The following is a 14,353-nucleotide window of genomic DNA, read 5'->3' on the forward strand; positions in this document are numbered from 1 at the left end:
ACTCTTTCAGGATCAGTATCAGAACCTGTACGACTGTTCGATACGAGTGGCGCATCAGTACAGCTGTTTCTCCTGTTCTTCGGTTTCTTTTTCCTCCTCCGCTTCGCGTTTGAGTCGCCGCCGGCCCCGCCGATACTGGCGGATACCCGGGATGATCTTGTGCTTTAGGTCGAGACCGAACGATACGATACCGTACACCCAGAAGAAAAACAGTATCGTCCCGCCACCGAAGTAAACGAGTTCGGCCGTACCGACCATCTCAGGCGTCACCTCCCGTTTCGCCGCGCTCGGCCCGCCCTTCGGTGACGGGCGTCGTCGTGATGTCGTGGGTGATCGCTTCGCCCGAGGTAGTGTCGAACAGGTGGACCTTCGAGCGGTCGAGAACGATATTCACCTCTTCGTCCTCCTGTATGTCGGAGTCGGGATCGACACTCATCAGTAGCTGACCGCTGCCGCGACTTTCGGTACCCATCGTCGCCTCCTGGGCACCCTCGAGCAGTAGGTAGACGAATATCTCGTCACCCATCGGCTCCATAACGTCGGTACGTGCGGGGATCCGATTCGTCGGGTACTGCAACCCCTCGTCGACGGCAACCGGGTAGATGTCTTCCGGTCGGATACCCATCGTCACCCGCTGTCCGACCGAGAGGCCGTCTATCGTCCCCGGGTCGAGCGCCACGTCGAAATACTCGGTTTCGAGCCCGTTCTGCGTGACTTCCCCGTCGACGAAGTTCATCGACGGCGACCCGATAAATCCCGCGACGAACAGGTTTTCGGGCGAGTTGTAACAGGTCAGCGGCGGGTCGATCTGCTGGAGTTCACCGGCGTCGATCACGGCGATCCGGTCCGACATTGTCATCGCCTCGGCCTGGTCGTGAGTGACGTACACGATAGTCGTGTCCAGTTCCTTGTGGAGCCGCTGAAGCTCCGTCCGCATGTGAACGCGGAGTTTCGCGTCGAGGTTGGCCAGCGGTTCGTCCATCAGGAACACCTCCGGTTCCCGGACGATCGCCCGAGCGATGGCGACGCGCTGTCGCTGTCCGCCCGACATCTCGTCCGGCATCCGGTCTAACATCCCCTCTAGCTGGACGATGTCGGCCGCGTTGTCGACGCGACGGTCTATCTCCTCCTTGTCGTAATCGCGGAGGCGAAGGCCGAAGCTGATGTTGTCGTACACGTCCATATGCGGGAACAGCGCGATGTTCTGGAACACCATCGCGACCCCGCGGTCTTTCGGCGGTAGTTTGGTAACGTTCCTGTCACCGATGTACACCTCGCCTTCAGTCGGTTTCGTCAGCCCGGCGATCATCTCCATCGTCGTCGACTTCCCACAGCCCGACGGGCCGACGAGACAGACGAACTCCCCGTCCCGGAGGTCGAGGTTCATGTCGTCGACGGCGGTGACGTCTTCGTACCGTTTCGTGATGTGTTCGAGTGTGACTTTTGCCATGGATTACTCCTTGAGCGCACCTGCGGTGAGTCCGCTAACTATCCGTTCCTGTGCAACGACGACGAGGATGACGACCGGCAACACGCCGATGACGCTCGCGGCCGCCATCAGATTGAACGACGTCGTGTACTGCGTCTGGTAGCTCAGTATCCCGCCGACAAGCGGCGACCACTGTTCGGGTTGGTTGCTCAGCGCCATGATCGAACTGAAGAAGTACTCGTTGTACACGGCGATGAACGTCAGCACGGATGCGGTCGCGACGCCGGGGGCCGAAAGCGGGATGATGACCCGGAACAGGGCTCCGAGTCGCGTCGTCCCCTCCACGCGGGCGGCGTCCTCCAGCCCCTCGGGTATCTGCCCGTAGAACGTCGTGAGGATGAAGATAGAGAGCGGCAGGAACAGCGCACTGAACGGCAGCACCATAGCCCCGGGCGTGTTCACCAGTCGCGGCGGCTTGAACAGTTCCACGCCGACGAACGGTAGGACGACCACGTTCCCGGTAAACGCCTCGAACAGCGGCACCAGAAACGCCGCCGGAGGGAAATACGAGATCGCGAGGATCCCGAGCATCAACACGCCGCGTCCGGGGAACTCCAACCTGCCGAAGACGTAGCCCGCGAGGCTGGCGATGAACAGCACGATGACCGTGGTGATGAGCGCCAGCACGAAACTGTTGAACACGTAGAGGTGGAACGGTATCTGCTGGAACACCTCGACGAACGCCTCCCAGTTGAATCCCTGCGGACGCAGGAACGGCAGGTCCCAGTTGCCCTGGCGGATGAGGCTGTTCGGCGTCAGCGCCAGAACGAGCAGCCAGTAGAACGGAAACAGTGTCGTCACGAGGAAAAACAGCGTGACGACGTAAAACAGCGACCTGTATAGCCGGTTCCGCTGCTCGGTGTCCTCGATCACGCCCTGCGTCCACCGTGCCAGCGGCCCGTCTGATGTTTCGGACGCCATGTTAGAACCCCTCCCTGTACTGCTGGTATATCACGCCGAGCACCGCTATCGCGATGACGCCGGCGGTGACGAACGCAACGGCGGACGAGAGGCCGCGCTGGGTTGTGAACGTCGAGACGACCATACAGGACAGCGATGGGACGACGGAGCAACTCGACGAGATGTCGATCAGCCCGTAGATCCGCATCGCGTCGATGGTCCGGAACAGGACCGCGACGCCGAGCGTCGGGAGTATCAACGGGAACGTGATCAACCGAAACTGCTGCCAGCGGGACGCTCCGGCGACTTTCGCCACGTCGTAGAGGCTGCGGTCGATGCTCTGGAGGCCCGCCAGGATCAGCAACGCCATGAACGCTGACGTCTTCCAGATGTCCGCGACGATAGCGAGCAACAGCCCGCTCGCCGGGTCGTTGAGCGTGTTCGTCTCGGCGACGATGCCGTACGGGGCGAGAATGTCCGTCGCGAACCCCGCGCTCGGGTGGAACATCAGGAAGAAGATCATCCCCTGAATGACGATCGGGATCGCCCAGGGAATGATGATCGCCACGCGGACCCACCGCCGGCCGTAGAAGTCCTGGTCGAGAACGAGCGCCTGCCCGAAGCCGATGAGGGTCTCGAAAAAGACGCTGACGACTGTGAAGATGAGCGTTACTGCGAGCGCGCTTCTGAGAAGCCGCTCGACGTGAACGAAGGGAAACTCACCGTTTACCGTCACGTCTCCCCACAGAAACTGCGTGGTTCCGGGGAAGTTGCTGTCGGCCTCGCCGGTGAACAGGTCGACGTAATGCTCGAAGCCGACCCACTCCGCGTCGCCGACCCCGATGACGTTCGTGTACAGCGACAGTTCGAACGTCCGCAGTAGCGGGTACAGTGCGATGGCCCCGAGCAGGATAAAGACGGGCGTCAGTAGTAGGTACGCGAAGCCGGTCTCGCCGAGGTTCTCCATCCAGCGGACGGCGGACACAAGCGCCCCTGATTTCCGCGATTCGCGGGTCGGGGCGCTCTCTGGCTCTTCGGCGCTCATCAGTTACCCTTCTTCCGTGTCCTCCAGTGCACCCTGGAGGTCTTCCATCGCCTGGGAGGCGCTTTTCGACCCGGCGACGGCGCTGTTTGCCTCCTGTGCGATGACGCCGGACTGATTCGGCCACACCTCAGTTACGGGCCGCGGCATCACGTTCTCGCCGGCGAGTCGCAGCGTGTCCATGTACTCGCCGATCGGTTCGATGCTCTCTGCCTCCTGGGACTCGAACAGTTCGGGTTTCGGCGGAAGCCAGCCCCAGATGTCGAGCATCCCGAGATACACCTCGTCCTGCATTGCCGTCCTGATGACCTCCATCGCGGCGTCCGTCCGATTGGAGTTGGGGTTGAGGACGACGTGCCATCCGCCGAGCGCCGCCGTCGTGCCGCCAGTACCGGGTTGTGCAGCCTCCCCCTCCGGGACGGAGTAGGGGATCGGCATTGCCCCGTACGCGTCGGTCCCCAGTTCGTCGGCGTTCAGGGTGATGGCGTACGGCCAGTTTCGCTGCATGACCGCTTCGCCGTTGAGGATCTCCTCGCGAGCGTCCTCCTCTTGCCACGACGTGATCTCGGTGGGGGCGATCCCCTCCGCGTAGTTGCCGAAGCTCTCGTCGACGCCGTCTACGAACGTCCGCATCATGCGGAGCGAGTTGATCGTCTCCTGTTCGTTGACGGTCACCGGCCGGTCACCGACGGGTCCAAAGAGGTTCTCCCGCCCGCCGAAGTACGCGCCGCCCCACGACGACATGACCTCGTTGAACGTACAGCAGGCCGTACCGCCGTAGTTCTCCCACTGCGTGGCGAGGCCGTAACTGGCATCGGATGCCTCCGTTATCTCCGCGGTGAGATGCGACCACTCCTCCCAGGTCATCGGTTCGGTTGCCCACTGCTCGAAGTCGGAGTCGTCGTAGCCGGCCTCCCGCGCGTAGTCCTTTCGGTACTGCATCGTTGGGAAGTCCGGAAAGTACGGGAGGCCGAAGAGGTCGCCGCTGTCGGGGTCGCGGGCGGTGGCCGTGAACCCCTCGAAGAACTCGTCCTCGATGGTCTGGAGTTCGCTATCGTCCAGTTCGTCGCTCATGTTCGCGACCAGACCGTTCTGGATGAACACGTTCAGCCAGCCGTTGTCCATCAGCATCAGGTCGGGTTCCGCTTCTCCGGCGTTGAGCAGTTCCACGTAATTGCTCCGGCGCTCACCGGTATCGTTCGCACCCTGCTGGAATTCGATGCTGATCTCGTCATCGAGCCCGTTTTCGTGGTAGAGATCCCGGATCTGGTCCGGGATCTCCTGTGCGGCGCTCGGGTCGTACCCCCACACGACGGTGTTTTCGCCACCGCCGGAGTCGCCGTAAATACAGCCCGCTAATCCGGTCGCAACCCCCGACGCTCCCGCCGCCTTTACGAACGTCCGACGGGACACCCCCCGTCCGCCGTTTCGCGGATCTTTGCCAGTCATTGCCAACCAGATTATCAGTTGTCTCGGCACTTATAAGTACCGGGGTAAGGTACAACTACTGTTGTTAATAGATCCGACCAGTCCGAGAACGTACCTGTCGGTGCTGAATGGCGCGGGGGAAGGCGGGAGAAGGACCTCGTTACTCGATGGCTGTGATCGTGATACGTTCTGCTTCGACCGATTCGATCATCGCTCCCCACCCGCCGACGGTGTAAGTCTCAGTTCCAGTGTGTATCGTCAACTGGACCTGTCCAGCCAGCTGTGAGGGCAGGCGCTCGTCGCGGTCTGACGCCGAGGCGCTCGCGTAGTCGGTTTCGACGATGTTCCCCGAGAGTTCGACTCGTTCGCCGGTCTCCGTGTCGTATCCGTCGACGGTCGCCCGGACGGTCTCACCGTCGTCGACGAGCGGGCCAACGTCCCGGACACACTGTCTGATCTCGACATACGTTATCGGCGGGTCCGTCCGCCCTTTGAGGTACAGGGAGTCCCACTGTTCCCAGAGACAGGTAAGGAAAAACCAGTGGAAGACGTACGTGTGGGTCCGGTCGTCCACGAGGATGCCGTACTCGTTGACCGAACTGGCGTGCGGCGAGAAACACGTCCACGCGCGGTCGACGAGCGCGACGAACGGTGACGGTAGTTCCCGGTGGCGGGCCTCGGTGCAGGTCGTTTCGAGTTCCGATTCGTCTGGAAGCGCAGTCGCGTCTCCGGCCGGGGCGTACAGGGAGAGTTTGACATCGACGCCCGCCTCGCGGGCCGTCCGGAGCGCGGGAGCCAGACGCTCGTACCGGTTCGCAGGCACCGACAGTTGCACCTGGTTGTCGGCAGATTCGATGCGGGACTCGGCCCTCTCGATCACCGTTTCGAACCGCGTGACGATGCTCACCTTGTGGTCGTCTATCGCGGGACGGTTCCACCGCTCTTCGATCTCCTCGGCGGCGTCGGAGAACCGCTCGGCGAGCGTCTGCAGGTCCTGAAGCACCTCCGCCGGGTCGTGTGCGCGAGCGTGCAAACTATCCTGTTGATACGTTTCGACGTACCCCTTGTCCTCCAGATCGCGGAGAACGTCGTATATCCGCGGGTCAGGCACCGAACTCGCCTCGGCGATGTCGGTTGCCGAGGACGCGCCGAGTTCGAGGACCGCGACGTACGCCTCCGCCTGATACGGCGACAGGCCGGCGTCCTGCAGAGTCTCCGTCAGATCGCTGCTATCCATGCTTCCTCCAGCGTCCGATGGTCGCGTCGCATCTCTGTGTACCTCGTTTCCCGCCCCCTCAGTCTTTCCCTTTTGCGGGCCAGGACGGCCGCTTCGGCGCTTCGATGCGCTCTATCTCAGCCTCGGAGAGTGACACGCGTAGCGCGCCGACGTTTTCTTCGAGATGGTCGACCGAACGCGGGCCGATGATCGGCGCGTCGACAACGTCTTTGTGGAGGAGCCACGCCAGACTCACCTGTGCGGGCGACGCGTCTTTCTCGTCGGCGATATCGCGTATCTCGTCTAACACCTCCCAGTTCTCCTCCGTAAAGCGGTTCTGCGTGTACTCGTCCGCGTCGGCCCGCAGGCCCTCTTCGGGGTCCGAATCGCGGTCGTACTTCCCGGTGAGGAACCCGCCCGCCAGCGGCGACCAGGGAATGACGCCGACCCCCTCCTGTTCGCAGACGGGCAGGAGATTCGCCTCCTCGTGACGGTCCACGGCGTTGTACTCGGGCTGCATGCAGACGAACCGCTCGTAGTTCTCGATATCCGCGGTGTACAGCGTCCGCTGGAACTTCCAGTTCGGCATCGTCGAGGCACCGACGTATCGGACTTTCCCCTCGTTCACGAGGTGGTCGAGCGCCGACAGCGTCTCCTCGACCGGCGTACTGTCGTCCCAGCGGTGGATCTGGTACAGGTCGATGTACTCGGTTCCGAGGCGGTCGAGGCTCTTTTCCACCTGTTCGAGGACGTGTTTTCGCGACAGTCCCTGCCCGTTCGGACCCTCGCGCATCCGACCGTACACCTTCGTCGCGAGGACGAGTTCGTCCCGCCGACCGCTGATCGCGTCACCGACTATCTCCTCGCTCTCCCCTTGCGAGTAGACGTTGGCGGTGTCGAGGAAGTTGATCCCGAGGTCTATCGCCCGGTCGATTATCTCCTTGCTCTGTTCACTGTCGCCGATCATCCACGGCTCGTCGGACCCGAAGTTCATGCACCCGAGGCAGAACCGCGACACTTCCAGGCCGGTTTCGCCGATCGACGTGTACTCCATCTCACGGTCCGTCATGTGAAGTGCTACCACAGCAGGCAGTAAAATAACTGGCGCGGCGGTGAACGGGAGTTCGGCTGCTGTACCGCTAACTCCCTGAGAGTGATCTCCCGAAGGCTAAGTTAGTTTGGCTGGCCCGAAGGCTAAGTTAGTTTGGCTGGCCCGAACGCTAAGCCAGTTTGGCGGGCCACCCGAACGCTAAGCCAGTTTGGCGGGCCACCCGAACGCTAAACCCGCTCGATGTCGGAGTTCGTGTACATGTCGTCGCCGCTCGGTTCCGTCCGACGACCGGAACACACCGGAGACCGTCGGTGTTGGCCCTGTACCGTCGCCAACAGTCTCGTTCTCGTCGCTGTCAGCGTCGCCGTCGCGTTCGTCAGCCGGGTCGCGGCGCTGGCCGTGCTTGTCCTCGGTGCCGTCGCCATCGCCGTCCGCGGCTATCTGGTGCCGTACACGCCCCATTTCGCGCCGGCACTCGGCGCGGTGTTCCCGGTCGATTTCCACGAAGAACCCGGTCCGAGCGGTTCGCTCGGGCGTGAAGCCGACGGCGAGGACGTTCTCGCCGCGCTGGTGGCGGCCGACGTAATCGTCGCGGACGGCGAGACGCTGTATCTCACCGACGAGTTCCGCGAGCGCTGGCGTAGGGAGGTGGCCGCCCTTCGTGAACTCGCCGACGGCCGGTTCGTCGCGGCTGTCGCCGACGCCGCGCCGCGGGCTTCCGGGGCGCGCGTCGAGCGGCGACGCGGACACACTGCCGTCGTCGTCGAACCGGACACGGGGTCCGTTACCGACGAGCGACGGCTCGCCTATCCCGTCGCGCTCGCGGAGGTCGGTGCCGTGAGAGCGCTTGCGGGGCGAGTCTCCGACCCGGGGATCCGGGCAGCGGCGGCCGAACCGCTCCGTCGGTTTCTGGAAACGTGCCCGTCCTGCGAGGGCCGAGTCGAGGAGACGACCGCACAGCAGTGTTGCGGCGCGCCGACGAATCCGCGAGAGGGACCGCAGGCGGTGCTTGCCTGTGCAGACTGCGGCGAACGGCTGGCCACCCTCTGACGCGTCAGATCGGGTGTGAGTCGTGACCGTATGTCGCCGACGCAGGGACAGCGATACCGGTACGCAGTTACAACCGTCACTATCAGGGCTCGAACTCCGGCGGTTCGTCGCGGCCGATCCGTATCTCGTAGGCCTCCAGGTCCTCGAAGGCGGCGACCTGACCGCCGATAGTGACCTCTTCGCCGTCTTGCGATTCAACGGTGAGTCCCGCGACTTCCTCGCTGGCCTCGAACGCGATGTCGACGACTTTCCCCCGGATCAGTCGCGACTCCCCGGTCGTGACGTCTCGCCCCTGGATCGTGGCGTAGAACTCGCCGCCGGCCTCGATCAGGTTCTTCACGCACCGGCGAATCGACGCGTATCGGCGGGGAAACGGCCGGTCCGTGCCGTCCGCGGCGAGCGTCCTCGCCGCGGTCGTCCACAGGACCGTCCCGAAGAACCCCGAGACGAGGAACCCGAGCGCCGACCGGTTGAAGATGACTCCGTAGCGGTCCTGGTCGTCCCGGAGGGCGTCCTGCGTGGCGTAGATGGAATACTCGCCGTCGGCTACGGCGACGACCGGCGTGGTGATACCTCGACGGGCTCGGGCGGTCGTACAGACGCGCATGTAGTCGAACTCGTCAGGGTCCGGCGCTTCCGCGGCGGGCGTTATCAGGAGTTCGACGCTCACGCCGTTTTGCTGGGCGGTCGCGAGTTTATCCTCGAACCGCTCTAGGAGTTCCGGCGTCAGCGAGAGCGCCAGTTCGTACTCCGCCGCCTCGATGACCTCCTCCAGATATCGGAGGATCGTCGACCGCGATTTGACCAGAGACACCGCCTCGGTGTCGCGCGCCGGTGCCGTGTACCGGGACTCCAGTTCGTCGATCATCTCGGTCAGCGACCCCTTGATCTCCGAGTACGCGTCGTCGGGGTCGACGGCGATTATCTTCATCGGTCTGGACTCCCGGAGTTCGACCAGACCCCGGTCGCTGAGGCTTCTGACCGTGTCGTACACGCGCGGTTGCGGTATCTCCGTTCGGTCCGCGATCTCGCTGGCGGTTAGCTGTCCGTGTTCGAGTACTGCCAGATACGCCTCTATCTCGTATTCGCCCAGATTGAACCGTTCGCCCACCCGTTCCATCGTCGAGCGAAGGTCGTCCGTCGTCATATCTCACTCACTGCACTCGTGGCGTAAATGATTTACCGAAAACCGAGTAGCACCTGGTTACGAAAACGAGTTTGTCGCGAACGACAGCGCTCACATGTACATCCGGTCTTCGGGCCTTTCCCCGTCGGGAGCCCGGTCGATGCGCTCGGAGAGGTTGGCGTAGTACTGCTGGACCTGTGTTGCGAACTCCCGAAGCGGGTCGGTATCTATCGGAACGTCGTGAATCGCGCTGACGGTGTCGAGCAATCGAAGGGCGGCCTCGACGTCCGGCGCTTGCGCGTGCACGGGCGTCACGAGGACACCGACGCGGAGGTCCGTTTCCATCCCGCGCTCCATCAACGCGGCGTTCGCACCGTCGAGGAAGCCGTTCTGCATCGGCGGTGCGTCGACCTCGTCGAGGTGGGCCTCCCGGTAATCGTCAGTCGCCACGTAGAACGTCCGATGAGCGTCCGGCCCGTGAGCGAACGGGATTCCCGAGAGAACCGTCACATCCGTAACGTCGTTTGCAACGGTCCAATCGACGACGGCCTCGCCGAACGAGTCCGCCGCCCAGACGGGGACGAACAGTTCCGACAGCAGGAGCGTCGCGTCCAGACCGTCACGAGAGAGGATCTGAGTCGGATGGCGGGGTCTCCCCTCCTCGAACGGCGTGATAGAGGGGATCCCCTCCGCTCTGACGTGACCCTGCGGTTCGAGTTCGAGATGGTCGGCGAGGTAGTCGACTGCCGTCAGTCCCGCGAGACCGAACCCGGAAAATCCCGCGATGACGGTTTCGGACGGCGCACTCTCCTGACTGACGCGGAACGTTGGCTCGCCGCGATCACGTGCGGTCATACCGCCTCATACGGGGGCTAGGCATGTCAAACAGGCGGCGAACGAACCACACACCTCTTTTATCCCGGTGCCGAGAGGGGAGACGTGCAACTGAACGGCGTGCTCCAGACGACCGCGCTCCGCTGGGTAGAGGAGAACGTTCCCGGCTATGTCGTCGATGCAGGGATGGCGGTCCTCATCGTCGTCGTCGGGTGGTACCTCTCGATCCTCGCGGTCCGACTGCTCGGTCGGCCGGTCGCACGTCGGTTCCGGCGGCCGAGCATCACGCGGACCATCCTGCGAAGTATCCGAACCGCCGTTTTGTTACTCGCGGTCAGCGCCGCCGCGGTGCGGATCGGATGGTTCAGGCCGGGGGAAGTCCTCATCTCCGTGACAGTTCTGTCGGCTGTTCTCGGTATCATCCTCGCGCCCATCGCCGGCAGCATCATCAACGGCCTATTCGTTCTCGCGGACCAGCCGTTCGAGATCGGCGATATGATCGAACTGGCGGACAGAGGGGAGCGCGGCTACGTCGAGGAGATCACGCTTCGCTACACGAAGATGTTCACTCTCGACAACACCTTCATCGTCATCCCGAATTCGACCATCCGGGAGCGCGACGTGATAAACCACTCCGCGGAGGACGAGCGAACCCGTCTGTCGCTGTCGATCCTCGTGACGTACGAGAGCGACATCGACCTCGCTCGGACGATCACCGAGCGGGCGGCCCGCGACGTCGAGGAAATCATTTCCGGCGGGCCGAGCATCCGGATCGGCGGCGGTCGCTATCCGGCCGCACCGACCTGTTACGTCGACGAATACGCCGATGACGGAGTGCTTCTCACGTTACGGTACTGGGCGAAACAACCGTACAAACTGTTGACTGTCCGCTCGAAGGTGAACGAGCGGATCTGGTCGTCGCTGGAGGAAACGGACGATGTAACTATCGCTTATCCGCACAGACACCTCGTGTTCGACGACACGAGCGGAACCGCGGACGTGACTCTCGGCGAATCGGAACCGAATCAGGGGCGGTCAACCAGTCGGTCGGGTTCCGAGGAGCGCGAGTGATGGTGTCAGTCACAGGAGAAATCGGATGTGCCGTCGCATCTCGACAAGGCCACGTAATCGGAGACAAACGGTAACATAGGGCTTCAGTCGCGACCGACAGTTACTATCTCGCACGAGAGCCGCGCCCTGAGGAATTTCTCGATATCCGGTTCGTTGTACAGTCTCCGGAATATCCGCCGTAGTCGACCGATCTGCTTGTGTCCGATAACCACTACGTCCGCCTCCTCGGCGACGGCTTCGTTCAGTATCGACTCCTCGATCAGAAAGCCCGATCGAACGATGAAACGAGTGTTCGAAAGCGCACCGAACTCCCGTTCGACGGCCCGTCTCAGGCTCGCTCGCGTAATGTCTTTCCCGTTCTGATAGAGGTTAACGTGAAGGACGGTGAGTTCGGCGTCGTTTTCGTCCGCGATGCTGATAGCCTCGGCGAGCGTCTCCCGGGAATGCATAGAGAGCGGATAGCGAACAGGGACGACAATGCAGTCCATCAGATAGACTCACCCCCCGGATCCCAGTAAGTCTTCACAAACGTCGGGCAGAGCGACATCACAGTTTCAGACCAGGTTACGACCGGGTAGGTACGTCGGCGGCGGCGATCAAGGGTTACTGTCGCGAGTCGGTTGACCAGCCACCGCGACGCACAGATAGGGCTTAAACCGCTGTATCTCCTAGTCGTCGGCTATGGAGACGCGTACGACGCCGGCAGGCGGGACGGTGTACGTCGACCGAAGCGACGGCGAACGCGGGTCGGACGGACCCTTCTTTGTCGCCTATCGAACGCCCGAGAGAGAGCAAAAGTACGGGTGGTTCTGCGCTAACTGCGAGACGTTCGACAACGCGATGGACGCGATGGGACGCATCGAGTGCAACGTCTGCGGTAACTTCCGGAAACCGACCGAGTGGGACGCCGCGCACGAGTAACTGAACGATTTCTGTCCTGTGAGAAAGCTTATTACCCGTCCCGTGGTACTCCGACGTGAATGGGACCTGTTAACACGAACCTCGACGAACAGGCCAGATCGATCTTCAGCGACCTTGGGTACACCGTCTCCGGCGACGGGGCGGAGTTCCGCGCCGAGCGAGAGTGGAAGTCCGTTCACGTAACAGTGACCGAAGAGCCCAACGAAACGCCGGACACCGGCCACTTGCGCTGTTTCGTTACCTCCGAGGACCAGGCACCGGGACTCCGACGGAGCCTCACACGCGCAGACCCGGAGTACGAGTGGGCGATCATCTCCGTCGAGGACGACAACGACTACGAAGTCGTTCGCGCGCCGCCCTGTCGTAGCACCGCGCTTTAGCCGAGGCGGTCGCTCGTCGCCGAGAGACCGACCTCCACGTCGACGGCCGCTCCCTTCTCGTCCAACACGTCTCCGAGCGCCGAGAGCAGGTAGGACACGTTCTTCGGCCGCGCCGAGTAGCCCATACAACCGATGCGGAAGATGTCGCCCGACAGGTCGCCGAGGCCGCCGGCTATCTCCAGGTCGTACTGGTCGAGCAGCGCCTGGATCACCTCCCCGTCGGAAACCCCGTCAGGCACGCGAACGGCGTTGAGGCTGGGGAGCCAGTACTCGTCCGGCGCGTTCATTTCGAGACCCATCGCCTCGACGCCGGCTTTGAGCGCTCGGGCGACGTCGAGATGACGCTCCCAGCGGCTCTCGATCCCCTCCTCGGCGACGAGACGGAGCGCTTCGCGGAGGGCGTACACGTTCGTTATCGGCGCGGTGTGGTGGTACGCTCGCTCCTCCCCCCAGTAGCCTTCGAGCAGTGAGAGGTCCAGATACCAGGAGCGCACCGGGTTCTCTCGCCCGAGTACCTTGTCCATCGCCCTGTCGTTCAGCGTGAGTGGACTCGCGCCGGGCGGACAGGAGAGACACTTCTGCGGGCCGGCGTACGCCACGTCGACGCCCCACTCGTCGACCCGCAACTCGACGCCGCCGAGTGACGTGACGCAGTCGGCGATCACGTAGGCGTCGTGTTCGTGTGCGATGCCGGTTAGTTCGGGGACATCGGGCTGTTTGACCCCGGTACTCGTCTCGGCATGGACGAACCCGAACACGTCCGGTTGGTGCTCATCGAACGCCGCTTCGACGTCTGCCGGGTCAAGCGGTTCGCCCCACGGCGCGTCGACGCGAACCACCTCGCCACCGGCGCGTTCCGCCATGCTCTCCATGCGGCCGCCGAAGTAGCCGTTCGTTGGCACGAGCATCGTATCGCCGGGTTCGACGACGTTGCCGATGGCCGCCTCCATCGCGGCCGATCCCGTTCCAGAGACCGGGATCGTCCACTGATTGTCGGTTCGAAACGTGTACCGCAACAGCTCCTGGACCTCGTTCATCAGTTCGATAAACGATGGGTCGAGATGCCCGACCAGCGGCGTACTCATTGCTCGGAGAACCCGCGGATGAACGTCGCTTGGGCCCGGCCCCATGAGTGTCCTATCCGGAGGCGTCAACTCGCCGACTTCGGGTGCGTCCTGAGCGTTGCGAACCATGGTCTCACTTGCGCCGGAATCCATCAAAAAGCCTCGTCTCTCGGATTCCGGCCGACACTTAACTTACCGGACGCTGATAGGACCGTCATGGCACTCGCACAGACCGGCGAGGGCACCGCCAGTATCGTCGAACAGGTGCTCGAACGTTTCGTGGGCGATCTCGTCGCCGCCCTGCCGAAACTCATCGCCGGTGTGATATTTCTCCTCGTCGCGCTCGTCGGCATCAAGTTCGTCATGCTGGTTGTTCGGTGGGGCCTGAAGCGTGTGTTCGCGCGCGAAGAACCGGTGTATCGTCAGTTTCTCTCCCGGATCGTCGCCATCCTCCTGTGGTTCGCCGTCGCGCTCGCGTTTCTCTCCGTCGTCGGACTGGGCCGCATCGCGGCCGCGCTCGGGACGGCGAGCGGGTTCGTCGCGCTGGGCGTCTCCTACGCGCTCTCGGGGATGATCGAGGACGCCGTCGCCGGGATATACCTCCTGCGAGACCCCGACTTCATGCCCGGTGATACGGTTACCTCGGGCGACACGACCGGTGAGGTGAAAGCTATCGAACTGCGCAAGACCCGCCTGACGGTCGACGGCGATACGCTCGTCCGCGCGAACGGCGAGATAGAGTCCGAGTGGACGAAACACGAATCCGAGACATAGACCGCCT

At 63.0% G+C, this 14,353-nt stretch carries 16 protein-coding genes; 5 read left to right on the forward strand and 11 right to left on the reverse strand.

Annotated features, from left to right (window positions below; translation table 11 throughout):
• Positions 1-54: 54 nt before the first annotated feature.
• The 7 genes from EYW42_RS05820 to EYW42_RS05850 all read right to left on the reverse strand — a co-directional run bounded on the left by EYW42_RS05820 (position 55) and on the right by EYW42_RS05850 (position 7,144).
• On the reverse strand, positions 55-258 hold the full coding sequence (locus EYW42_RS05820; RefSeq protein WP_135534314.1) for a hypothetical protein: 204 nt from the start codon (positions 256-258) through the stop codon (positions 55-57).
• Between the two features lies 1 nt (position 259).
• Positions 260-1,450: an ABC transporter ATP-binding protein gene (locus EYW42_RS05825; RefSeq protein WP_135534315.1), complete on the reverse strand. Its 1,191-nt coding sequence runs from the start codon at positions 1,448-1,450 to the stop codon at positions 260-262.
• A 3-nt stretch (positions 1,451-1,453) separates the two neighbouring features.
• Positions 1,454-2,410, reverse strand: coding sequence for a carbohydrate ABC transporter permease (locus EYW42_RS05830; protein ID WP_135534316.1), 957 nt, complete (start codon positions 2,408-2,410; stop codon positions 1,454-1,456).
• Between the two features lies 1 nt (position 2,411).
• On the reverse strand, positions 2,412-3,434 hold the full coding sequence (locus EYW42_RS05835) for a carbohydrate ABC transporter permease (protein ID WP_135534317.1): 1,023 nt from the start codon (positions 3,432-3,434) through the stop codon (positions 2,412-2,414).
• Between the two features lie 3 nt (positions 3,435-3,437).
• Entirely contained in the window at positions 3,438-4,880 is a 1,443-nt protein-coding gene (locus tag EYW42_RS05840; RefSeq protein ID WP_135534318.1) for a substrate-binding domain-containing protein, read from the reverse strand.
• 139 nt (positions 4,881-5,019) lie between these two features.
• Positions 5,020-6,096: a TrmB family transcriptional regulator gene (locus EYW42_RS05845; RefSeq protein WP_135534319.1), complete on the reverse strand. Its 1,077-nt coding sequence runs from the start codon at positions 6,094-6,096 to the stop codon at positions 5,020-5,022.
• A gap of 58 nt (positions 6,097-6,154) precedes the next feature.
• On the reverse strand, positions 6,155-7,144 hold the full coding sequence (locus EYW42_RS05850; protein WP_135534320.1) for an aldo/keto reductase: 990 nt from the start codon (positions 7,142-7,144) through the stop codon (positions 6,155-6,157).
• A gap of 240 nt (positions 7,145-7,384) precedes the next feature.
• Here EYW42_RS05850 and EYW42_RS05855 point away from each other — a divergent pair, with 240 nt between their 5' ends.
• A complete protein-coding gene (locus EYW42_RS05855; protein WP_135534321.1) occupies positions 7,385-8,176 on the forward strand; it encodes a hypothetical protein in 792 nt (263 codons plus the stop codon).
• A gap of 82 nt (positions 8,177-8,258) precedes the next feature.
• Here EYW42_RS05855 and trmB read toward each other — a convergent pair whose 3' ends face one another.
• Both trmB and EYW42_RS05865 read right to left on the reverse strand, forming a co-directional pair.
• Positions 8,259-9,323, reverse strand: coding sequence for an HTH-type sugar sensing transcriptional regulator TrmB (gene trmB, locus EYW42_RS05860; protein ID WP_135534322.1), 1,065 nt, complete (start codon positions 9,321-9,323; stop codon positions 8,259-8,261).
• 90 nt (positions 9,324-9,413) lie between these two features.
• On the reverse strand, positions 9,414-10,157 hold the full coding sequence (locus EYW42_RS05865; RefSeq protein WP_135534323.1) for a proteasome assembly chaperone family protein: 744 nt from the start codon (positions 10,155-10,157) through the stop codon (positions 9,414-9,416).
• Between the two features lie 84 nt (positions 10,158-10,241).
• Here EYW42_RS05865 and EYW42_RS05870 point away from each other — a divergent pair, with 84 nt between their 5' ends.
• Positions 10,242-11,207 carry a mechanosensitive ion channel family protein gene (locus EYW42_RS05870; RefSeq protein WP_310732940.1) on the forward strand — a complete coding sequence of 322 codons (966 nt, stop codon included), beginning with the start codon at positions 10,242-10,244 and terminating at the stop codon, positions 11,205-11,207.
• An 83-nt stretch (positions 11,208-11,290) separates the two neighbouring features.
• Here EYW42_RS05870 and EYW42_RS05875 read toward each other — a convergent pair whose 3' ends face one another.
• Positions 11,291-11,695 (reverse strand): universal stress protein, encoded by a 405-nt coding sequence (locus tag EYW42_RS05875; RefSeq protein WP_135534324.1) that lies wholly within the window; start codon positions 11,693-11,695, stop codon positions 11,291-11,293.
• 193 nt (positions 11,696-11,888) lie between these two features.
• Between EYW42_RS05875 and EYW42_RS05880 the strand changes: the two genes are divergently transcribed.
• Both EYW42_RS05880 and EYW42_RS05885 read left to right on the forward strand, forming a co-directional pair.
• Positions 11,889-12,128 carry a DUF5816 domain-containing protein gene (locus EYW42_RS05880; protein WP_135534325.1) on the forward strand — a complete coding sequence of 80 codons (240 nt, stop codon included), beginning with the start codon at positions 11,889-11,891 and terminating at the stop codon, positions 12,126-12,128.
• Positions 12,129-12,187: 59 nt separating this feature from the next.
• The gene (locus EYW42_RS05885) at positions 12,188-12,508 is read left to right on the forward strand and encodes a DUF7116 family protein (protein WP_135534326.1); all 321 of its coding nucleotides are present in this window, start codon (positions 12,188-12,190) and stop codon (positions 12,506-12,508) included.
• On the opposite strand, the gene EYW42_RS05890 is transcribed toward EYW42_RS05885, so the two are convergent.
• On the reverse strand, positions 12,505-13,701 hold the full coding sequence (locus EYW42_RS05890) for a pyridoxal-phosphate-dependent aminotransferase family protein (protein ID WP_135534327.1): 1,197 nt from the start codon (positions 13,699-13,701) through the stop codon (positions 12,505-12,507). The genes EYW42_RS05885 and EYW42_RS05890 overlap by 4 nt on opposite strands.
• Before the next feature lie 87 nt (positions 13,702-13,788).
• Here EYW42_RS05890 and EYW42_RS05895 point away from each other — a divergent pair, with 87 nt between their 5' ends.
• Positions 13,789-14,346, forward strand: a complete 558-nt coding sequence (locus EYW42_RS05895; RefSeq protein WP_135534328.1) for a mechanosensitive ion channel family protein — start codon at positions 13,789-13,791, stop codon at positions 14,344-14,346.
• Positions 14,347-14,353: the final 7 nt, after the last annotated feature.

Origin of the sequence: Halostella pelagica, assembly GCF_004762015.1 — an archaeon.
Taxonomy (GTDB): Archaea; Halobacteriota; Halobacteria; order Halobacteriales; family Natronoarchaeaceae; genus Halostella; species Halostella pelagica.